17 protein-coding genes are annotated in these 20,925 nt (G+C 74.5%); 4 read left to right on the top strand and 13 right to left on the bottom strand.

Going from position 1 to position 20,925, the window contains the following annotated elements; all coding sequences use genetic code 11:
• Window positions 1-229 precede the first annotated feature (229 nt).
• The gene (locus tag KMZ30_RS20065; RefSeq protein WP_215511318.1) at window positions 230-1,234 is read left to right on the top strand and encodes a glycosyltransferase family 2 protein; all 1,005 of its coding nucleotides are present in this window, start codon (window positions 230-232) and stop codon (window positions 1,232-1,234) included.
• Here the strand turns inward: KMZ30_RS20065 and KMZ30_RS20060 are convergent.
• On the bottom strand, window positions 1,219-2,526 hold the full coding sequence (locus tag KMZ30_RS20060; protein ID WP_215511317.1) for a glutamate-5-semialdehyde dehydrogenase: 1,308 nt from the start codon (window positions 2,524-2,526) through the stop codon (window positions 1,219-1,221). The genes KMZ30_RS20065 and KMZ30_RS20060 overlap by 16 nt on opposite strands.
• Before the next feature lie 75 nt (window positions 2,527-2,601).
• On the opposite strand from KMZ30_RS20060, the gene pdxY reads away from it, so the two are divergent.
• Window positions 2,602-3,456, top strand: coding sequence for a pyridoxal kinase PdxY (gene pdxY / locus KMZ30_RS20055; protein WP_308279535.1), 855 nt, complete (start codon window positions 2,602-2,604; stop codon window positions 3,454-3,456).
• A 120-nt stretch (window positions 3,457-3,576) separates the two neighbouring features.
• Here pdxY and proB read toward each other — a convergent pair whose 3' ends face one another.
• From proB to KMZ30_RS20025, 6 genes are all read right to left on the bottom strand, one after another.
• Window positions 3,577-4,710, bottom strand: coding sequence for a glutamate 5-kinase (gene proB / locus KMZ30_RS20050; protein ID WP_215511315.1), 1,134 nt, complete (start codon window positions 4,708-4,710; stop codon window positions 3,577-3,579).
• Window positions 4,711-4,715: 5 nt separating this feature from the next.
• Window positions 4,716-6,239, bottom strand: coding sequence for a GTPase ObgE (gene obgE, locus KMZ30_RS20045; RefSeq protein WP_215511314.1), 1,524 nt, complete (start codon window positions 6,237-6,239; stop codon window positions 4,716-4,718).
• 101 nt (window positions 6,240-6,340) lie between these two features.
• The gene (gene rpmA / locus KMZ30_RS20040; protein WP_030528061.1) at window positions 6,341-6,607 is read right to left on the bottom strand and encodes a 50S ribosomal protein L27; all 267 of its coding nucleotides are present in this window, start codon (window positions 6,605-6,607) and stop codon (window positions 6,341-6,343) included.
• A 37-nt stretch (window positions 6,608-6,644) separates the two neighbouring features.
• Window positions 6,645-6,953 (bottom strand): 50S ribosomal protein L21, encoded by a 309-nt coding sequence (gene rplU / locus KMZ30_RS20035; protein WP_207021391.1) that lies wholly within the window; start codon window positions 6,951-6,953, stop codon window positions 6,645-6,647.
• A gap of 265 nt (window positions 6,954-7,218) precedes the next feature.
• Entirely contained in the window at window positions 7,219-10,056 is a 2,838-nt protein-coding gene (locus tag KMZ30_RS20030; RefSeq protein ID WP_215511313.1) for an Rne/Rng family ribonuclease, read from the bottom strand.
• 154 nt (window positions 10,057-10,210) lie between these two features.
• Entirely contained in the window at window positions 10,211-10,969 is a 759-nt protein-coding gene (locus tag KMZ30_RS20025) for a TIGR03936 family radical SAM-associated protein (protein ID WP_030528058.1), read from the bottom strand.
• A 155-nt stretch (window positions 10,970-11,124) separates the two neighbouring features.
• Between KMZ30_RS20025 and KMZ30_RS20020 the strand changes: the two genes are divergently transcribed.
• Window positions 11,125-12,492, top strand: coding sequence for a transaminase (locus KMZ30_RS20020; RefSeq protein ID WP_215511312.1), 1,368 nt, complete (start codon window positions 11,125-11,127; stop codon window positions 12,490-12,492).
• Between the two features lie 75 nt (window positions 12,493-12,567).
• Here KMZ30_RS20020 and KMZ30_RS20015 read toward each other — a convergent pair whose 3' ends face one another.
• The 5 genes from KMZ30_RS20015 to KMZ30_RS19995 all read right to left on the bottom strand — a co-directional run bounded on the left by KMZ30_RS20015 (window position 12,568) and on the right by KMZ30_RS19995 (window position 18,165).
• Entirely contained in the window at window positions 12,568-14,565 is a 1,998-nt protein-coding gene (locus tag KMZ30_RS20015) for a S53 family peptidase (protein WP_215511311.1), read from the bottom strand.
• 152 nt (window positions 14,566-14,717) lie between these two features.
• On the bottom strand, window positions 14,718-15,680 hold the full coding sequence (locus KMZ30_RS20010; RefSeq protein ID WP_215511310.1) for a permease prefix domain 1-containing protein: 963 nt from the start codon (window positions 15,678-15,680) through the stop codon (window positions 14,718-14,720).
• A 24-nt stretch (window positions 15,681-15,704) separates the two neighbouring features.
• The gene (locus tag KMZ30_RS20005) at window positions 15,705-16,037 is read right to left on the bottom strand and encodes a PadR family transcriptional regulator (RefSeq protein WP_215511309.1); all 333 of its coding nucleotides are present in this window, start codon (window positions 16,035-16,037) and stop codon (window positions 15,705-15,707) included.
• A gap of 68 nt (window positions 16,038-16,105) precedes the next feature.
• Window positions 16,106-17,056 (bottom strand): acyl-CoA thioesterase, encoded by a 951-nt coding sequence (locus KMZ30_RS20000; RefSeq protein WP_215511308.1) that lies wholly within the window; start codon window positions 17,054-17,056, stop codon window positions 16,106-16,108.
• A gap of 32 nt (window positions 17,057-17,088) precedes the next feature.
• Window positions 17,089-18,165: a potassium channel family protein gene (locus tag KMZ30_RS19995; protein ID WP_215511307.1), complete on the bottom strand. Its 1,077-nt coding sequence runs from the start codon at window positions 18,163-18,165 to the stop codon at window positions 17,089-17,091.
• 106 nt (window positions 18,166-18,271) lie between these two features.
• Here KMZ30_RS19995 and KMZ30_RS19990 point away from each other — a divergent pair, with 106 nt between their 5' ends.
• The gene (locus KMZ30_RS19990; protein WP_215511306.1) at window positions 18,272-18,709 is read left to right on the top strand and encodes a YdeI/OmpD-associated family protein; all 438 of its coding nucleotides are present in this window, start codon (window positions 18,272-18,274) and stop codon (window positions 18,707-18,709) included.
• 221 nt (window positions 18,710-18,930) lie between these two features.
• Here the strand turns inward: KMZ30_RS19990 and KMZ30_RS19985 are convergent, their stop codons facing one another.
• Complete coding sequence (locus tag KMZ30_RS19985; RefSeq protein ID WP_215511305.1) at window positions 18,931-20,904, bottom strand: TIGR03960 family B12-binding radical SAM protein; 1,974 nt, start codon at window positions 20,902-20,904, stop codon at window positions 18,931-18,933.
• Window positions 20,905-20,925: the final 21 nt, after the last annotated feature.

Here is a 20,925-nt window from a genome sequence, read left to right as displayed (position 1 = left end):
GACGGCCCGGAGTCGAAGACCGTCCCCTCGGGGACGGCGCCACCGTCGCGTGGCACCTCTGTGCGGTTCGCCGTGGGGACTGACCGGCTCGAGTCCGACCGGCGGCACGGCCGCCGGCGCAGGGCCCCCGAATCTCATACTCGGGGGCCCTTCGCCTTCCGCGCGGACGCACAGGCGGATCACGGCGGAGCACAGGCCCCGCACGGGCTCGGCCTCTACCCTGAGTGACATGCCGCTCTCCCCCGTCCTCACGGTCGTCGTGCCGATGTACGACGAGCAGGAGGTGCTGCCGCTGTTCGTCGAGCGGCTGCGTCCCCTCGCCGAGTCCTGGGGCGTCCCCTACGAGGTCCTCTGCGTCGACGACGGCTCCACCGACGCCACGCCCGTCCTCCTCCAGCGCCTGCGCCGGGAGTGGCCGCAGCTGCGGGTCGTGCGCCTGCGGGCCAACTCGGGGCACCAGGCCGCCATCTCCGCCGGGCTGTCGCTGGCCCGCGGCGACTACGTCGTGACGATCGACGCCGACCTCCAGGACCCGCCCGAGACGATCGGCGAGATGCTCCGGGTGGCCCGTGCCGAGGGCGTCGACGTCGTCTACGGCGTGCGCGAGGACCGCTCGAGCGACACCGCCTTCAAGCGCCTGACCGCCCGCGCCTTCTACCGCTCCATCCGGGCCCTGTCCGACGTCGACGCCCGGGTCGACGCCGGCGACTTCCGGCTGATGTCCCGGGCCACCGTCGAGGCGGTCAACGCCCTGCCCGAGAGCAACCGCGTGCTGCGCCTCGTCGTGCCGGCGCTCGGCTTCCCGAGCGCGTCGGTGGGCTACCGGCGCGCGCCGCGCGCCGCGGGCGAGTCGAAGTACCCGCTGACCAAGATGATCCGGCTCTCGGTCGACGCCGTCACCGGCTTCTCCATCGCCCCGCTGCGCTTCGCGACGTGGCTCGGGCTGCTCGGCGGCCTCGCCGCGCTCGTCGTCCTCGTCTACGCGCTCGTCGCGATGCTGCTCGGCAACACCCTGCCCGGCTGGACCTCGACCGTCGTCATCGTCGCGGCGGTCGGCGCCGTCCAGCTGCTCGCGCTCGGCATCCTCGGCGAGTACGTGGGGCGGACCTACTCCGCCCTCCAGGCGCGGCCGGCGTACTTCGTCGCGCACGACAGCCTCGAGCAGGACGCCGCGCGCGGCGACGAGGAGCGCCCGCTCCCCCGCCCGGCGGCCTCGGGTCAGACGCGGACCTGACCGTCCCCCTCGACGACCCACTTGGTGGACGTCAGCTCGGGCAGGGCCATCGGGCCGCGGGCGTGCAGCTTCTGCGTCGAGATGCCGATCTCGGCGCCGAACCCGAACTCGCCGCCGTCGGTGAAGCGGGTGCTCGCGTTGACCATGACCGCGGCGGCGTCGACCTCGGCGGTGAAGCGGCGGGCGGCCCCGCGGTCCTCGGTGACGATGGCCTCGGTGTGGCCGGAGCCGAACCGGCGGATGTGCGTCAGCGCGGCGTCGAGGTCGTCGACGACGCCGACGGACATCTCGAGGCCGTGGAACTCGGTGGCGAAGTGCTCGTCGGTGGCCGCGTCGTGGGCCACCCCGGCCGCCCGCGCACCGGCCGAGGCGCGCTCGTCGGTGTGCAGCACGACCCCCTCGGCCGCGAGGGCCGCGAGCGCCTTGGGCAGGAACGCGTCGGCGACGGCGCGGTGGACCAGCAGCGACTCGGCCGCGTTGCAGACGCTCGGGCGGTGGGTCTTGGCGTTGACCGCGATGGCGAGGGCCTTGTCGAGGTCGGCGGCGGCGTCGACGTAGACGTGGCAGTTGCCGATGCCGGTCTCGATGACGGGGACGGTCGAGCCGGTGACGACGGCCTGGATGAGGTCGGCGCCGCCGCGCGGGATCAGCAGGTCGACGAGGCCGCGGGCCGTCATCAGCGCGGTGACGACCGAGTGGCCGCCGTCGAGCAGGGCGACCGCGTCGGCGGGCAGGCCCTGGCGCTCGAGCGCGGCTCGCAGGACGGCGACGGTGGCCCGGTTGGTCTCGGCCGCGGCGCTGCCGCCGCGCAGGATCACCGCGTTGCCGGACTTGAGGCCGAGGCCGGCGGCGTCGACGGTGACGTTGGGCCGGGCCTCGTAGATCATCCCCACGACGCCCATGGGGACCCGGACCTGGCGGATCTGCAGCCCGTTGGCCAGCGTGGAGCCGCGCACGACCTCGCCGACCGGGTCGGGCAGGGCGGCGATGTCGCGCAGCGCCTGGGCGACGGCCGCGACGCGCGGGGGGTCCAGGCGCAGCCGGTCCTGGAGGCTCTCGGGCATCCCCTGCTCGCGCCCGCGGGCGAGGTCGCGCTCGTTGGCGGCGACGACCTCGTCGGTGGCGGCGTCGAGGGCGTCGGCGAGCACGTGGAGGGCGGCGTCCTTCTCGGCGCGCGAGAGCAGGGCGAGGCGGCGGGAGGCGGTGCGGGCGGCCTCGGCGAGGACGCGGACCTGCTCGACGTCGGCGGCGCTGGGCCCCTGGTCGGCCCCGGTGGCGGTGCGGTCGGACATGCGCCAAGGGTAGGCCCGTCCCCCGACGGGGGTCGCGGCACTTCCGGCGGGCGGGACGGTGACAGGATGGAGGGCGTGACGACGATCCTGTCCATCCAGTCCTCCGTCGCGTACGGCCACGTCGGCAACTCCGCGGCGGTGTTCCCCCTGCAGCGGCTCGGGGTCGAGGTGTGGCCCGTCCACACGGTGCACTTCTCGAACCACACCGGCTACGGCGCGTGGCGCGGCCCGCTCATGCCGCCGGAGGACGTCCGCGAGGTCGTCACCGGCATCGAGGAGCGCGAGGCCCTCGGCGAGGTCGACGCGGTGCTGTCGGGCTACCAGGGCGGTGAGCAGATCGGCGAGGTCATCCTCGACGCGGTCGCGCGCACCAAGGCCGCGAACCCGTCGGCGATCTACGCCTGCGACCCGGTCATGGGCAACGCGAAGTCGGGCTGCTTCGTGCACCCGGCCATCCCGGTCCTGCTGCGCGAGAAGGTCGTCCCGCAGGCCGACCTCATCACCCCGAACCAGTTCGAGCTCGGCTTCCTCACCGAGACCGAGCCGGGCGACCTCGACTCCACGCTGGCCTCCGTCGAGGCCGCGCGGGCGATGGGCCCCTCGACCGTGCTCGTCACGTCGGTGCTGCGGCCCGACCGCCCCGAGCACACCATCGAGATGCTCGCGGTGCACGACGACGGCGCGTGGATCGTCCGCACCCCGCACCTGCCGCTCAAGGCCAACGGGTCGGGTGACGTGACGGCCGCGCTGTTCACGGCACACCTGCTCGACACCGGCGACGCCGGCGTCGCGCTCGGGCGCACCGTGTCGTCGGTGTTCGACCTGCTCCAGCGCACGCTCGACTCCGGCCGGCGCGAGCTCCAGCTCGTCCAGAGCCAGGAGGAGATCGCCCACCCGCGGATGCAGTTCGAGGTCGAGCGCATCCGCTGACGCGCGCCTCCGGACCTCACGCGTATCGGGTGACCCGATACAGCTGCGCTTCACCCCGGAACGATTCCGGGGTACAGCGCGGTCGTATCGGGTGACCCGATACGCGTGTGACTCGTGGGGTCAGAGGACGACGAGGTCGTCGCGGTGGACGACCTCGCGCTCGTAGCCCGGCCCGAGCTCGCGGGCGAGGTCGCGCGTCGAGCGGCCGAGCAGCCGCGGCAGCTCGGTCGAGGCGTAGGTGACGAGCCCGCGGGCGATGACGCGGCCGTCGGTGGCGCAGACGTCGACCGGGTCGCCCGCGGCGAACGAGCCAACGACCTCGGTGACGCCGGCCGGCAGGAGCGAGGTGCGCCGCTCGGTCACCGCGGTGACGGCGCCGTCGTCGATGACCAGCCGCCCCTTGGCCGAGGTGGCGTGGGCCAGCCAGCGCTTGCGCGAGGCCCGCGTCGCGGCGGCCGGTGCGAAGACGGTGCCCACGTCGGCGCCCTCGAGGCCGGCGGCGACGTCGGCGAGGCGCGTCAGGAGGGTCGGGATGCCCGCGGCGCCGGCGATGCCCGCGGCCTCGACCTTGGTCACCATCCCGCCGCTGCCGACCGCCGAGCCGGTGCCGCCGATCGTCACGGCCTCGAGGTCGGCGTCCGTCGCGACGAGCGGGACCCGCTGCGAGCCGCCCTTCGACGGCGGGCCGTCGTAGAGGCTGTCGACGTCGGTGAGGAGCACGAGCCCGTCGGCGCCCACGAGGTCGGCGACGACCGCGGCGAGGCGGTCGTTGTCTCCGAAGCGGATCTCCTGCGTGGCCACCGTGTCGTTCTCGTTGACGATCGGGACGATGCCGAGCTCGAGCAGCCGCTCGAGGGTGCGCCGGGCGTTCGTGTAGTGGCTGCGGCGGGTCGTGTCGTCGGCGGTGAGGAGGACCTGCCCCACGGTGAGCCCGTGGCGCGAGAAGGCGGCCTGGTAGGCGGCGACGAGCGCCCCCTGGCCGACCGACGCGGCCGCCTGCTGGGTCGCGAGGTCGGTGGGGCGGCGGTCCAGGCCCAGCGGGCCGATGCCGGCGGCGATGGCGCCGGACGAGACGAGGACGACCTGCAGGCCGGCCGCGCGCCGCCCCGCGAGCACGTCGACGAGCGCCCCGAGCGCCTCGAGGTCGAGGCGGCCACCGTCGGCGCTCGTCAGGGACGACGAGCCGACCTTGACGACGAGGCGGCGGCCCGCCCCCACGGCACGGCGCAGGGCGGCGGCAGCGGTGGCGGGCACGGGCGTCAGTCCTCGTCCCGGGCCGTGGCCCAGTGGCCGGCGCGGCGCTCGGCGGCGAGCTCGTCGCGGGCGGCGGTCTGCGCGTCCTTGCGGCCGTGGAACTCGTCGCGCTTCTCGGCGCGGGTCTTGCGCCCGGAGTCCTCGAAGCGCACGTCGGTGCCGCGCGGCCCGGCCAGCAGCTCGGCGCCGCTCGCCATCGTGGGCTCCCAGTCGAAGACGACCGCGTCCTCGAGCGGGCCGATGAGCACGGTCGAGCCCGAGACGGCACCCGCCTTGAGCAGCGCCTCCTCGACCCCGAGCCGGCTCAGCCGGTCGGCGAGGTAGCCGACGGCCTCGTCGTTGGAGAAGTCGGTCTGGCGCACCCAGCGCGTCGGGCGGTCGCCGAGGACGCGGAACACCTCGCCCTCCGGCGTGTCCTCGCGGCGCACGTGGAAGCCGCTGTCGTCGACGGCCTTCGGGCGGATGACGACGCGGGGCCGCTCGACGACGGATGCCTCGAGCTCGGCGCGGGCCTGCGCGACGTGGCGTGCAAGGGCGAAGGTCAGCTCCCTCAGGCCGGTGTGGGCGACGGCGGACACGACGAACACCTCGAGGCCGCGCTCCTCGAGCATCGGCTTGACCATCTCGGCGAGGTCGCGGGCCTCGGGCACGTCGGCCTTGTTGAGCACGACGATGCGCGTGCGCTCGGACAGCGGGCGGCCGCCGAGGCTGTCGTCGGAGACGTAGGCGGCGAGCTCGGCCTCGATGACGTCGAGGTCGGTCATCGGGTCGCGGCCCGGTTCGAGGGTCGCGCAGTCGACGACGTGGACGAGCACCGAGCAGCGCTCGACGTGGCGGAGGAACTCCAGGCCCAGGCCCTTGCCCTCGCTCGCGCCGGGGATGAGCCCGGGGACGTCGGCGATCGTGTAGCGCTCCGAACCGGCCGTCACGACACCGAGGTTCGGCACGAGCGTCGTGAACGGGTAGTCGGCGATCTTGGGCCGCGCGGCCGAGACGACGGAGACGAGCGAGGACTTGCCGGCGCTCGGGAAGCCGATGAGCGCGACGTCGGCGAGCGACTTCAGCTCGAGCACGACGTCGAGGGCCTCTCCCGGCTCACCGAGCAGCGCGAAGCCGGGCGCCTTGCGGCGGGCGCTGGCCAGGGCCTTGTTGCCCAGGCCCCCGCGGCCGCCACGGGCGACGACGTAGGTGGCGTCGAAGCCGACGAGGTCGGCGAGCACCTCACCGTCCGCGCCCTTGACGACGGTGCCCTCGGGGACCGCGAGGACGAGGTCGGAGCCGTCGGCGCCGTTGCGCTCGTCACCGGCCCCCGGCTTGCCGTTCTCGGCCCGGCGGTGCGGCGTGTGGTGGTAGTCGAGGAGCGTCGTGGCCTGCGGGTCGACCGCGATGACCACGGAGCCGCCCCGGCCGCCGTTGCCGCCGTCGGGACCGCCGAGCGGCTTGAACTTCTCGCGCTTGACGGATGCCACCCCGTGCCCGCCGTTGCCGGCGGAGACGTGGAGGACGACGCGGTCGACGAAGGTCGCCATCGCGGTGGGGCTCCTGACTGTGGGATGCGACGAGGGGCGGGCCGATCGCGGCCCGCCCCTCGGGTGGTGCGTGGTGCCGGGCCCGGGGGCCCGGCGAGGCGTCACACCGCGACGGTCTCCACCGGCGTGATGTTGACGGTCTTGCGGCCGCGCTTGGTGCCGAAGGTCACCGCACCCGGGACGAGCGCGAACAGCGTGTCGTCGCCGCCACGGCCGACGCCGTCGCCGGGGTGGAAGTGGGTGCCGCGCTGGCGGACGATGATCTCGCCGGCCTTGACGACCTGGCCGCCGTAGCGCTTGACGCCGAGGTACTGGGGGTTGGAGTCACGACCGTTGCGGGTCGAGGACGCACCCTTCTTGTGTGCCATGTCTGTGGTTCCTGTCCGTGAGGTCCGAGCGAGGTGCTCAGGCGTCGATCGCGGTGATCTTGACCTGGGTGAGCGGCTGGCGGTGGCCCTGGCGCTTCCGGTAGCCGGTCTTGTTCTTGTACTTGAGGATCGTGATCTTCGGGCCCTTGGCGGCCTTCACGACCTCGGCCGTCACGGTGACCTTGGCGAGCTTCGCGGCGTCGCTCGTGACGGTCCCACCGTCGACGAGGAGCAGCGGCTGCAGCTGGATCTTGTCGCCGGCGACGCCGGTCTGCTTGTCGATGAGCAGGGTGTCGCCCACGGAGACCTTCTCCTGGCGACCACCTGCGCGCACAATCGCGTACACGGTACGTACTCACTTCCTGTTCGGGCGCGCTCGCTGTGTGACCGGCCGGTAGCGACCCCGTGGACGACACGGGACACCGACGCGGTGGGCGCACCGACTCACCAGACTACCGGCGCGGCGGGCGGGGCCGCCACGACCGGGGCGGGCCCCCCCGCCGGGCGGGGCTCCGGCAAGCCCCCACCCCCCCCACCCCGGGGGGGGGGGCCCCCCCCCCACCGCGGGGCGCCCCCCCCGCCACGGTCCGGGTCGTGCCTGCCGTGCTCGGTCAGGCGTCGCCGTCGGCTGCCGCCTCGACCGCCGCGGGCGGGGGGCCGGCCGGGGCGACGACGCGCCCGCGCTTGCGGCGGGTCCGCGGCGGCGGCGCGGCGGCCGGTGCCTCGGCGACGGGCGCCGGGGTCGGCTCGGCGGCGGGCGCGGGAGTCGGCTCGGCGGCGGGCGCGGGCGCCTCGGCCACCGGGGCGGGCTCGGCGGGCTGCTCGGTCACCGGCTGCGGGTCGGCGTCGGGAGCGGTGACGGCCGCCACCTCGGCGGCGATCTCCGCGGCGACGTCGGCCGGGTCGGTGTGCTTGAGCGCGGCGGCGTGGGCGGCCGCGGCGATCTGCGCGGCGGTCGGGCCACCGGCCGGGCGCGCGGGCTCGGGCGCGGGTGCCTCCTTGGCCGGCTGCGAGGAGCCGCCGGACGAGGAGCCGTTGCCGCCGCGGCGACCGCGGCCCGAGGAGCGGCCGGAGTCGCCGCCGGAGCCGTTGCCCCCGCCGTTCCCGCCGCCGGAGCGGTCGACCGGCTCGGTGTGGACGACGATGCCGCGCCCGCTGCAGTGCTCGCACTGCTCGGAGAAGACCTCGATGAGGCCGGAGCCGACGCGCTTGCGGGTCATCTGGACCAGGCCGAGCGAGGTGACCTCGGCGACCTGGTGCTTGGTGCGGTCGCGGCCGAGGCACTCGAGGAGGCGCCGGACGACGAGGTCGCGGTTGGACTCCAGCACCATGTCGATGAAGTCGATGACGATGATGCCGCCGATGTCGCGCAGCCGGAGCTGGCGGACGATCTCCTCGGCGGCCTCGAGGTTGTTCTTCGTCACCGTCTCCTCGAGGTTGCCCCCGGAGCCGACGAACTTGCCGGTGTTGACGTCGACGACGGTCATCGCCTCGGTGCGGTCGATGACGAGCGAGCCGCCCGAGGGCAGCCAGACCTTGCGGTCCATCGCCTTGGCGATCTGCTCGTCGATGCGGTGGGCCGCGAAGACGTCGTCGTCGGAGGTCCACCGCGAGACGCGCGCGGCCAGGTCGGGGGCGACGTCCTCGACGTACTCGCTGACCTCGCCCCAGGCCTTCTCGCCGGAGACGACGAGCGAGGTGAAGTCCTCGGTGAAGACGTCGCGGATGACGCGGATGGTGAGGTCGGGCTCGCCGTGCAGCAGCGCGGGCGCTCCCCCGCTACCGGACTTCTTCGCCTTGGCGGACGCGGCCTTCTTCTCGATGCGCTCCCACTGCTTCATGAGGCGCTCGACGTCGGCCTTGAGGTCGGCCTCGGACGCGCCCTCGGCGGCGGTGCGGACGATGACGCCGGCGCCGTCCGGCACGACCTCCTTGAGGATCGCCTTGAGGCGGGCGCGCTCGGTGTCGGGGAGCTTGCGCGAGATGCCGGTCATCGAGCCCTCGGGCACGTAGACGACGTAGCGGCCGGGCAGGCTGATCTGCGAGGTGAGGCGCGCGCCCTTGTGGCCGATCGGGTCCTTGGTCACCTGGACGAGGACGGTGTCGCCGGAGGAGAGGGCGTTCTCGATGCGCTTGGCCTGGTTGACCTCGAGCCCGGCGGCGTCCCAGTTGACCTCACCGGCGTAGAGGACGGCGTTGCGGCCCTTGCCGATGTCGACGAAGGCGGCCTCCATCGAGGGCAGGACGTTCTGGACGCGGCCGAGGTAGACGTTGCCGGCCATCGACGCGGTGGTCTCGCGGGAGACGTAGTGCTCGACGAGCACGCCGTCCTCGAGGACGCCGATCTGGGTGCGGCCCTCGCGGCCGCGGACGACCATCGTCCGCTCGACGCTCTCGCGGCGGGCGAGGAACTCGGCCTCGGTGATGATCGTGCGGCGGCGGCCGGCCTCGCGGCCCTCGCGGCGGCGCTGCTTCTTGGCCTCGAGGCGGGTCGAGCCCTTGACGGCCGTCGGCTCGTCGCGCTCGGCGCGCGGCTCGCGGACCTTGGTGACGGTGCCGGGCGGGTCGTCGCCCTCGCCGCCCGCTCCCCCGCGACGGCGGCGGCGACGGCGGCGGCTCGAGGAGGAGTCGCCCTCGCCCTCGGCGTCGGTGTCGTCGGCGGCCTGGCGACCCCCGCGGCCACCACGGGCCGGGGCGTCGTCGTCGGCGGCGGGGGTCTCGGTGTCCTTCTCGGCGGCGGGCGCCTGCTCGTCCTCGCCCTTGCCGCGGGCGCGGCGGCCGCGCCCACCGCGACGACGGCGGCCGCGGGAGCCGCCCTCGCCCTCGTCGGTGGCGTCGGCGGAGCCGGGACGCTCGGTGGTGGTCTCGTCGGGGGCCTGCTCGGCGGCGGGAGCCGCCTCGGCCGGCTGCTCCGCGCGCTCGGCGGGCGCCTCGGCCGGGGCCTGCGCGGGCGAGGTGGCCCGGCGGCGGCGCGGCGCGACGGTGACCTCGGGGGCCTGGAACACCAGGCCGAAGGCCGGTCCGGCCTGCGCGGGCTCGTCGGCGGCGGGCTCCTCGTCCGTCGGCTCGGCGGTCGCGACCTCCTCCTCGGGCTCCTCGACGGGGACGAGCTCGGGCAGGGGCTCGGCGACCGGCTCGACGACGAGGTCGAGGGTCTCGGCAGCCGCGGCCTTCTTCGAGGTCTTCTTGCGGGCGGCGGCCCTGCGCTTGGGCTTGGCCGGCTTCTCGTCCTCGGCGGCCGCGGGGGCGTCGGCCGGGGCGTCCGCGGCGGGGGTGGCGTCCGTCGCCTCGACGGCGGGCGCCGGCTCCGGGGCGGCGGCCTTCTTCGTGGCCCGCTTGCGCGCGGCGCGCTTCTTCGGCGCGGGCGCCTGGGCGGCCTCGTCGCCGGTCGTGGCCTCGACGGGCGTCGCGTCGGCGTCGGTGGTGGTCGGGTCGTTCTCGGAAGCCATGACGGCCCCTTTCGTCACCCGCGGGCCGTCGACCACACCGGGGACGCCCTGGGGCGGCTCCTCGCCGGCCGTGCGGTGCACGATCGGATCGTGTGGGCCGAGCGGCCCGCACGGAAGTCAGCTGCTGCCTCGGTCGGCTCGCGCGGGGGGCGCGTCACCTCTCGGGGCCGACGGCCTCCCGGTCGGCGGCCAACGGGTCGGCCACCCCGGCACGGTCCTCACGGAGCGGGCCCTGCGCCAGCCGGGTCACCAGTGGTGGAACCGGTGGTGCGAACCCCGTCACCGCGTGGAGTGCGGTCAGGATGTCATCGGGGCGTACGGACGGTGTGGTGTGCCGTACGACCATCCGCAGTATCGCACACCCCTCCTCGTCGGACCCGGCGACATGCAGGTCCAGGACCGCCTCGCGCGTGTCGAACGTGCGCGGGCCGGACTTGAAGGTGCGGGTGGTCTCGGCCCGCTCGGCGGCGAGGTACGCCGCGACGACGGGCTCCAGCTCCTCGGGCGTGCTGCCCCGCAGGCGCAGGTCCCACTCGCTCGCCTCGAGCCGGTCGGCGAGCGCACCGGGCCCGGCCTCGACGACCTCGAGGACGTCGAGGTCGACGGGCAGGGCCTCGTCGAGCGCGGCCCGGACGGCCTCGGGGTCGACCCGCTCGGTGACGCGGATCTCGAAGTACTCGGCCTCGCTCGCGGTGCCGGTCGGCGCCGCGTTGGCGTAGGAGATGAGCGGGTGCGGGTGGAAGCCCGCCGAGAAGGCCATCGGCACGCCGGAGCGGCGCAGCGCCCGCTCGAGGGCGCGCGAGAAGTCACGGGTCGACGAGAAGCGCAGCCGGCCGCGCTTGGCGTAGCGGATGCGGAGCTTCTGGACCGCCGGGGGCGGCGGGGGTCCGTCGGGGGTGCGCTGGCGGGCCATGGTGCCCCAGCGTAGGAGGCGGCGGCCCGTCGACCGAACCGGCCCCGCCGGCGTCGAGGGAGACCGTGGATCGAGGAGGCCCGACGCCCGCTGGTCACGGATCGAGTGGCGAGCGGGGGTTCTCGCCACGCCATCCGCAGCACTATCGTGCCTCCATGCCGAGCACCGACCGCGCCCGACTCGCCCGTCTCCTCGCCGCCGAGCAGGAGCAGTACACCGCGGACCACCCGCGCAGCCGCGCGCTCTACGAGGCCGGCGGCAACCTCTTCGGCCGCGTGCCCATGACCTGGATGAACAAGTGGAGCGGCGGCTTCCCGCTCTACCTCGACCACGCCCGCGGCAACCGGATCACCGACGTCGACGACCACACCTACGTCGACTTCGCGCTCGGCGACACCGGTGCGATGGCCGGCCACTCCCCCGCGCCCACCGCGGCGGCCGTCGCCCGGCGGATGGGCGAGCTCGGCGGCATCACGACGATGCTGCCCAGCGAGGACGCGCAGTGGGTCGGCGAGGAGCTGACCCGGCGCTTCACGATGCCGCTGTGGAGCTTCACCCTCTCGGCGACCGACGCCAACCGGTGGGCGGTGCGTCTGGCCCGGCTCGCGACCGGCCGCTCGAAGATCCTCGTCTTCGGCTACTGCTACCACGGGTCGGTCGACGAGACGTTCGCGGTCCCCGGCCCCGACGGCACGACCGTCTCCCGCCCCGGCAACGTCGCTCCGCCGGTCCCGCTCGACATGACGACCCGGGCCGCGACGTGGAACGACCTCGCGTCGGTCGAGCGCGAGCTCGCCCACGGAGACGTCGCCGCGATCCTCACCGAGCCGGCGCTGACGAACATCGGCATCGTCCTGCCCGAGCCGGGCTTCCTCGAGGGGCTGCGCGAGCTCGCCACGAAGCACGGCGCGCTGCTGATGATCGACGAGACTCACACGTTCTCGGCGGGCTGGGGCGGCGCGACCCGGGCGTGGGACCTGCAGCCGGACATCTTCGTCATCGGCAAGTCGATCGGCGGCGGCATCCCTTGCGGCGCCTACGGCATCAGCGAGGACGTCGCGCGGGCCGTCACCCGGCACACCGAGACCGGCGAGGCCGACATCATCGACGTCGGCGGCGTCGGGGGGACGCTCGCCGGCAACGCCCTCTCGACGGCGGCGATGCGGGCGACGCTGGCGGAGGTCCTCACCGAGGACGCCTTCGAGCACATGACCTCGCTGGCGAGCGCCTTCACCGAGGGCGTGCAGGCGACGCTCGACGAGTACGACGTGCCGTGGTCGGTGAGCCGCCTCGGGGCGCGCTCGGAGTACCGGTTCGCCCGTCCCGCACCGCGGTCCGGCGAGGAGGCCGCCGCGGCGCACGACGACGACATCGACGCGTACATGCACCTGGCGATGGTCAACCGCGGCATCCTCATGACGCCGTTCCACAACATGGCGCTCATGTGCCCGGACACGACCCGGGAGGACGTCGACCTGCACACCCGGACCTTCCGCGAGGTCGTCGGCGCGCTCTACGCCTGACCCCGCGCACGCACGAGGGCCCGGCCGCACGTGGCGGCCGGGCCCTCTGCTGCGCACCCGGGGGCAGGCCGGGTGTCAGTGCCGCCGTGAGGCGGTGGCGAGGTAGCGCGCCGTCGGCGCACCCACCCCGGTGACGTCGTCCCAGCCGCGACCGGTCGTCAGGCTCGAGTCCTGGTCGAAGGTCCGGACGCTGGAGACGAGCCCGTCGTCGGCGTTGAGGCCGTTGACGTAGTCGACGCGCACGTTGCCGCGGTCGCCCTGGTGACGGACGTCGTAGAAGACGCCCGGGGTGCGGGCCAGGCGGTAGAGCGACGGGTTGGCGAAGCCGATGCGGCCGCGGTGCTGCTGCACGGTGGCCTGGAGGCCGGCCATGAGCGGCGACGCGAGGCTGGTGCCACCGATCCGGTACTCGCCGTAGCGGACTCCCTGCCCGAAGCGCGTCGGCGCGTCGAAGACCTGCGTCTCACCGACGAGCATGCCGGTGGTCGGGTCCGCGTCCATCGCGACGTCGGGGACGCCGCGCATCGCGCAGCCGGTCACCGTGTGCTGCTGGTAGAACGGCTTGGTGAAGCGGTCGCTGCACCCTCCGCCGGCGCCGTAGAGGTAGCCGACCGGCGCCCACGCACCCTTCGAGAGCGTGTACTTCTCGGTGCCCCAGCCGGTCTCGAACTGGCGGCGGCCCTTCTTGTCGATGGCGAGGGCGGTGCCCCCGACCGCGGTGACGTAGGGGTCGGCCGCGGGCCAGTCCGGCGACACGACACCGGTGTTCGCGCCCTCGTCGCCGTCGTCACCCGAGGAGAAGTAGGTGCCGATGCCCTGGACGGCGCCCTGGAGGATGACCGACTCGTAGGCCTGGACGAGCGCGTCGTCGATGGTCGGCGTCTTCACGCCGTCGACGACGACGTAGGTCGGCTCGCCCCAGGAGTTGGAGATGAGCGAGGCCTTGTTGTCGTGCACCACGCGGGCGATCGAGTTCAGCAGGTCGTCGTCGTAGCAGCTGGCCGCGCCGTAGTAGGCGACCTTCGCGTCGGGCGCCATCCCGTGGACGGCCTCGACGTCGAGGGTCTCCTCGCCGTACCAGCCGTTGCCACCGCACTCCTCGACCTTCGTGGGGTCGTACGTGGTGTCGTTGGCCTGCGTGAACTGGTTGCGGCGGAAGGCCTTGTCCCCGTGGCGGGTCGCGTAGGTGTTCGCGTCCTCCTCGATGGTGGGCGCCGCGAAGGCGTCGGTGATGGCCACCGTCTCGCCCTTGCCGGTCAGGTGCGACGCGGTGATGCCGTACGCCGAGCGCAGCTGCTTCGGGGTGTAGCCGCACACCGAGTAGGGCAGGTGCTTGCCCTCGAAGGCCGGGTCGGTCCGGTCGATCTTCTGGCCGTAGTACGCGCCGCAGGTCGTCGAGTTGACGAAGCCGGCGGGCGGCCCGAGGTCGCTCGGCGAGGCGGCCGAGGTGGAGGCCGTGCCCCGGCCGCCCTCCTGCGCGGGCCGGGTCCGGTGCGTCACGGTGTCGAGGCCGGTGACGGCGAGGACCTGCGCGCCGAGGGCGTCGGGCACGGTGACGGCGCTCGTCGGGGCCGTGCCCGTGGCGCCGTCGAGCGTGAACGTGCGCAGGTTCGCCGTGAAGGCCGACGAGACCGCCTCGCGGCTGCCCGAGACCTCGACGAAGTGGCGGTCGGTGCCGACGGTGTCGACGTGCAGGCCCGCCCCGCGGGCCCATCCGCTGACGGCGTCGACGGTCGCGGCCGTCGGCGCGTAGCGCGCCGCGTACTGCGCGGTGTCGAGGTAGTGCCCGTACTGCGCCGAGGACGGGTCCGAGACGGCGGCCGCGAGCCGGCGCAGGCCCGCGCCGTCGCGGGGCGCGAGCCAGACCTTGACCCGGGTCGTCGGGCCGGCGGTCGCCGCCGCGGAGCGCTGGGCCTGCGCCCGCGTGGTCCACGCCGGGGCGGGGCTGACCGTGTGCCGGCCGGTGCCGTGCGGTGCAGCGGCGGCCGCGCCGGCGCCGAGCGCCCCGGCTCCGGTCGCGGCGAGGACGGCGGCGCCGACGAGCGCCACCGTCCCACGAGTGGTTCCTGTCACGGGATACCTCCTGGGAGACCTGTCACGGGGCGGTGGCCCCGTGACGCGCAGCCTCACCCCGCGAGCCCGCTTCGCACCCTGACGGATGTCACGGATCGCCCTCCGGCGCAGGGCGACCCACGGCGGCGTCCTCAGCAGGCCCTCAGCCCGGGTCAGCGGCTGCGCATCCGCCGGACCGTCTCGACCTGGTCCCAGACGGTGACGACGACGACCCCGAGCACGGTGGCGACCCGCAGGTCGCGGCCCGCGGTCGCCCATCCGCCGTCGACCAGTGCGGCGACGAACGCGGGGTCGTAGAGCCGGTCGGTCTGCGCGAGCCCGACGAGCAGCGCCGCGACCGCGAGGTCGAGGGCGACGCCCACGCCGACCGTCGTCCACGTCCAGCGGCCGGCCCGGAGGGCGACGAGCACGAGCGCCGCGTGGGCGGCCAGCAGGACGAGGAACAGCGGCAGCCATCCCGACCAGAGCGCGGGGTCGAGCACCGGCACGGCCTCCCCGCGCACCCGGACCGGCGAGCTCGTCTCCTGCCAGACGACCGCGAGGGCCATGACGACGAGGGCGACGACCGAGAACACGGCCTCCGACCGCCCGACCGACCGTCGCGAGGACGGGGCGTCGGGGAGCTGGTCGGGCGTCCAGCCCATGACTCCCTTGCCGGGCTGCGTGCGCTCCAGGATCGCGAACACGAGCGTGGTCCAGAACACGACGTGGAAGGCCGTGGTCAGCCCGGCCAGGGCGGCGCTCCCGAAGGCCGGCCCGACGCCGTCGGTCGACACGTCGTCGACGAACAGCCGCACGACGAGGGTCCCCCCCGCGGCGATCGGCGAGATGACGGTGACGAGCAGGGTGACGAGCCGGCGCCACTCGGGGTAGACCGCCGGCCCGATGAGGTGCAGCGGACGGCCGGTGTAGCCCGCGGCGAGGCGGACCGGGTCGCCGAGCTCGACGAGGACGGCGCGCTCGGCCTCCTCGCGGTCGGTCGCGGCGTCGGTGTCGAGGCGGGCCTCGACCATGTCCTCGATGGTGCCGCGCAGCTCGCGGTCGACGTCGTCGCGCTGGTCCTGCGCGAGCTCGCGGACGGTGGCGGAGACGTAGCGGTCGGTCAGGCTCCCCATGGTGGGCTCCTCCGGTCGGTCGGGTCAGGCGAGGTCGGTGATGGCGGCGTCGAGCGCGCGCCAGTCGGCACGGAGGGCGGCGAGGACGTCCTCGCCGGAGGGGCTCGTCCGGTAGAACTTCCGCGGGCGGGACTCCTCGGTGTTCCACTCCGCCGTGAGCAGGCCCTGCTTCTCGAGCCGGCGCAGCAGCGGGTAGAGCGTGTTGGCGTCGACCTCGAAGCCGGCCCGGCCCAGCGTCTCGAGGAGCGCGTAGCCGTAGCCCGCGGTCCGCAGGCTCGCCAGGGCGGCGACGACGACCGTGCCCCGGCGCAGCTCCTGGAGGTGCCCCGCGAGGGTCGGGTCGTCGAGTGAGGTCATGCCGGCACGATAGTGTGCGTCACACACCATCGTCAACGGCACATGGTCGCCGCCCCCTCGGCACCCGGTCAGTCCCCGAAGCGCTCCCGGATGGCGACGAGCTCGAGGGCGTGGGCGTCGAGGTCCCGGTCCTCGTCGCTGACCGGCGTCCACGTCGGCGCCGGGACGGCCCGCCGCTCGGCGTCGAGGGCCACGAACACGGTGCGGCAGTACGTGGTCAGCTCGAGGGAGCCCTCGCCCTCGGCGGGGTCGCCCGAGCGCACGTGGACGCCGACGTGCATCGACGTCCGGCCCGTGTGCAGCAGCCGCGCCTCGACCTCGACGAGGTGCCCGATGCGCAGCGGCCGGTAGAAGCGCACCCCGCCGGTGAAGATCGCGACGTTGTCGGCGCTGCCGGTCCACCGGGTGGCGAGGACGTGCGCCGCCTCGTCGATCCAGCGCATGACGATGCCGCCGTGCACCTTGCCGCCCCAGTTGACGTCGGTGGGGGCGGCGAGGAAGCGCATCGTGACACGCGGGGCGGTGCCGGCGTCCGAGTAGACCTGGCCGGCCATCGCGGCCTCGACCTCGGCGCGCAGCTCGGCCCGGCGCACCGCCCAGCGCTGCTGCAGCTCCTCCCCCAGCGTCGCCGGGACGAGCGGCGGCACCGGGGTCGAGCGGCCCTCGGCGTCGACGGCGACGAAGACGATGAGGCAGCGCGTGGCCGGCTCGAGCCGGCGGGTGCGCGGGGCGCCGGAGGCGACGTCGACCGTGATGTGCATCGACGAGCGCCCCGTGTGGACGACGGTGGCCGTCACCTCGACGAGGTCGCCGACCTCGACGGGGCGGGTGAAGCGGACGTTGCCGACGTACGCCGTGACGCAGTAGTTGCCGCTCCAGCCGGCGGCGGCCGCGTAGCCCGCCTTGTCGATCCACTCGAGCACCCGGCCCGCGCTCACCGAGCCGGAGTGCCCGGCATCGGTCGGCGCGGCGAGGAAGCGCAGCGTGATCTCGCGGGGCGGGGTCGGTCGCTCGTCCACGGCGTCATCCTGACAGGGGCGTCGGTGCTGCGTCAGCCGTCGACGACGGTCGGGACGCGCCCGCCGGCCGCGAGCGCGCGCAGGCGGCCGACCTGCTCGGGCGTCCCGAAGACGATGAGCGTGGCCCCCGCGGTCAGGACGGTGCCGGAGGGCGGCGACGGCGTGAACGGCCCCTTCCGCGGCGCGCGCACCGCGAGCAGCTGGCACCCGCACGTCCCCGGGACGTCGACCTCGGCGAGGGTGCGGCCGACGACGGCGTCGGTGTCGGTCAGGCGGACCTGTTCGATGCGGACGTCGAGGTCGTCGTCGTGCATCACCTCGTCGAGGAACTCCGCGACGTCGGCGTGCAGGGCGAAGGAGGCCATCCTCCGTCCGCCGATGAGCTGCGGGTTGACGGCCCGCGTGGCGCCGGCGAGGACGAGCTTCTCCTTCGAGCCGAGCGTGCGGGCCCGGCTGATGATGACGAGGTCGGGGCGCAGGGCGCGCGCCGACAGGGTCGCGTACGTCGTGTCGGCGTCGGTGTCGAGCGCGCAGACGAGGGCGCGGGCGCGGTCGATGCCGGCGGCCCGCAGGGTGTCGTCGCTCGCGGCGTCCCCGTGGACGAACGGGCCGGTGTGGCCCTCGAGCCGGGTGGCGTCGGTGTCGACGACGACGACCGCGTGGCCGCGGTCCAGCGGGTAGCGGGTCGCGGAGCGGCCGACCCGGCCGAACCCGCAGACGATGACGTGGTCGCGCAGCCCCGCGATGTCGCGCTCCATCCGGCGCCTCCCGAGGTGCTCGCGCAGGTGGCCCTCGGTGACGGCCTCGACGAGGACCCCCAGGTTGTACAGGACGGTCCCCACCCCGAGGAGGATGAGGACGATGGTGAAGGCCTCCCCGGCCGGGCCGAGGGGCCGGACCTCGCGGAAGCCGACCGTCGCCACGGTCGTCACCGTCTGGTAGAGCGCCTCGAGCAGGGTGAAGCCGAGCACGAGGTAGCCGATCGTCCCGACGACGATGACGACGGCGAGCGCGGTGAGCGCCACCGCGATCCGTCGGACCGCGTCGCCGGCCGAGTCGGTGCCGAGCAGCAGCGAGCGGCGTCCGCTGCTCGTGCTGGGCCGGCCCACGTCCTCATCGTGGCACCGGCGGGGTGGCGCGCGCCGGGGATGCGGCCGATGCCACGGGTCGGCTCGGTCACTCCCCCGGAGGGCGCCGCTCGGGCACCATCCCCCCATGGAGTTCACGACGCAGCTGGAGGCCACGGGCGGGACGACGACGGGGTTCGTCGTCCCCGACGAGGTCGTCGAGGGGCTCGGCGGCGGGCGGCGGCCCAAGGTCGCGGCGACGGTCGCCGGCCACACGTGGCGCACGAGCATCGCCGCGATGGGCGGGCGATTCCTCCTCGGCGCGAGCGCCGCCGTCCGGGAGGCTGCGGGCATCGCGGCCGGCGAGACCCACACCGTCACGGTCGTCCTCGACGACGCGCCGCGCACCGTCGAGGTCCCCGAGGACCTCGCCTCGGCCCTCGCTGCCGACGCCGACGCGGCCCGGGCGTGGGAGGCGCTGACCTACAGCGCGCAGCGCCGGCACGCCGAGGCCGTCCTCGCGGCGAAAAAGCCCGAGACGCGGGCCCGGCGCGTCGAGTCGGTCGTCGCGAGCCTGCGCGCCTGACCGCTGCCGGGCGTCCCAAGCCCGCACGTGCGGGGTTATCGCTGTCCGCTCCGCCAGGCGCCCGCGCCAAGCCCGCACGTGCGGGGTTGTCGCTGTCGCACCCTGGGACCGGACTGTCCGCGCCGTCACGGTGATGACGCGGAAACTTCCTCGGGACGCGGATGCATCCGCGTCGTCCCGGAAGATCCGCGCCGTCACCGTGACGACACGGATCCTCGCGGTCAGTGGGTGTGGGCGGCCTCGGCCATCCGCTCGCGGCCGGAGCCGAGGACGGTCAGCGGCAGGAGCGTCTTGCCGGTGGGGCCGATCTCGATCTCGGTGTTCATCTGCGGGCAGACGCCGCAGTCGAAGCACGGCGTCCAGCGGCAGTCGTCGACCTCGACCTCGTCGACGGCGTCGAGCCAGTCCTGCCAGAGCCACTCCTTGTCGAGCCCGGAGTCGATGTGGTCCCACGGCAGGACCTCCGACTCCTCGCGCTCGCGGGTCGTGTACCAGGCGACGTCGACGCCCTGCGGCGGCAGCTCGCGCTCGGCGGCGTCCATCCACCGCTCGTACGAGAAGTGCTCGGACCAGCCGTCGAACCGGCCGCCGTCGCGCCACACGGCCTCGATGACCCGGCCGACCCGGCGGTCGCCGCGCGAGAGCAGGCCCTCGACGATGCCGGGCTTGCCGTCGTGGTACCTAAACCCGATCGAGCGGCCGAACTGCTTGTCCGAGCGGATGGCGTCGCGCAGCTTCTGCAGGCGCGCGTCGGTCTCGTCGGCGCCGAGCTGCGCGGCCCACTGGAAGGGCGTGTGCGGCTTGGGCACGAACCCGCCGATGGACACCGTGCAGCGGATGTCGCGGCGGCCACTGACCTGCCGGCCGGTCTCGATGACCCGCTTGGCGAGCTCGGCGATCTGGAGCACGTCCTCGTCGGTCTCGGTCGGGAGGCCGCACATGAAGTAGAGCTTGACCTGCCGCCAGCCCGCGCCGTACGCGGCGGCGACGGTGCGGATGAGGTCGTCCTCGCTGACCATCTTGTTGATGACCTTGCGGATGCGCTCCGAGCCGCCCTCGGGCGCGAAGGTCAGGCCGGAGCGGCGACCGTTGCGGGTCAGCTCGTTCGCGAGGTCGATGTTGAAGGCGTCGACGCGCGTGGACGGCAGCGACAGACCGGTGTTCGTGCCCTCGTAGCGGTCGGCGAGGCCCTTGGTGACGTCGGCGATCTCGGAGTGGTCGGCGCTCGACAGCGAGAGCAGCCCGACCTCCTCGAAGCCGGTCGCGGCCAGGCCGCGCTCGACCATCTCGCCGATGCCGGTGATGGAGCGCTCGCGCACCGGGCGGGTGATCATCCCGGCCTGGCAGAAGCGGCAGCCGCGGGTGCAGCCGCGGAAGATCTCGACCGACATCCGCTCGTGCACCGACTCGGCGAGCGGCACGAGCGGCTGCTTCGGGTACGGCCACGCGTCGAGGTCCATGACGGTGTGCTTCGACACCCGCCACGGCACGCCGGGACGGTTGGGGGCGACGCGCTGGATGCGGCCGTCCGGCAGGTACGAGACGTCGTAGAAGCGCGGGACGTAGACGCCGCCGGTGCGCGCGAGGCGCATCAGGAGCTCGTCGCGGCCGCCCGGGCGACCCTCGCGCTTCCAGTCGCCGATGATGTCGGTGACCGCGAGCACGGCCTCCTCGCCGTCGCCGACGACGGCGCAGTCGACGAAGTCGGCCACCGTCTCCGGGTTGAACGCCGCGTGGCCGCCCGCCAGCACGATCGGATGGGTCTCGTCGCGGTCGCTCGCGTGGAGCGGGATGCCCGCGAGGTCGAGGGCGGTGAGCATGTTCGTGTAGCCGAGCTCGGTCGAGAACGACATGCCGAGGACGTCGAAGTCGCCGACCGGCCGGTGGGCGTCGACCGTGAACTGCGGGACGCCGTGCTCGCGCATCAGGGCCTCGAGGTCGGGCCAGACGGCGTAGGTGCGCTCGGCGAGGGCGTCCTCGCGCTCGTTGAGCACCTCGTAGAGGATCATGACGCCCTGGTTCGGCACGCCGACCTCGTACGCGTCGGGGTACATGAGCGCCCAGCGGACGGTCGCGTCGCCGGCGACCTCCCAGGGCTTGACCGTCGAGTTCAGCTCGCCCCCGACGTACTGGATGGGCTTGCTCACCTGCTCGAGCAGCGGCTCGAGGGCGGGGAAGACGGACTCACCGGGCATCCCCCAAGGGTAGGTCGGGCG

The sequence above is a fragment of the Phycicoccus mangrovi genome, from assembly GCF_018729305.1.
GTDB classification, from domain to species: Bacteria; Actinomycetota; Actinomycetes; order Actinomycetales; family Dermatophilaceae; genus Phycicoccus; species Phycicoccus jejuensis.
The sequence above is the reverse complement of the archived record's forward strand: the minus strand, read 5'-3'. Positions and strand labels throughout refer to the sequence as shown.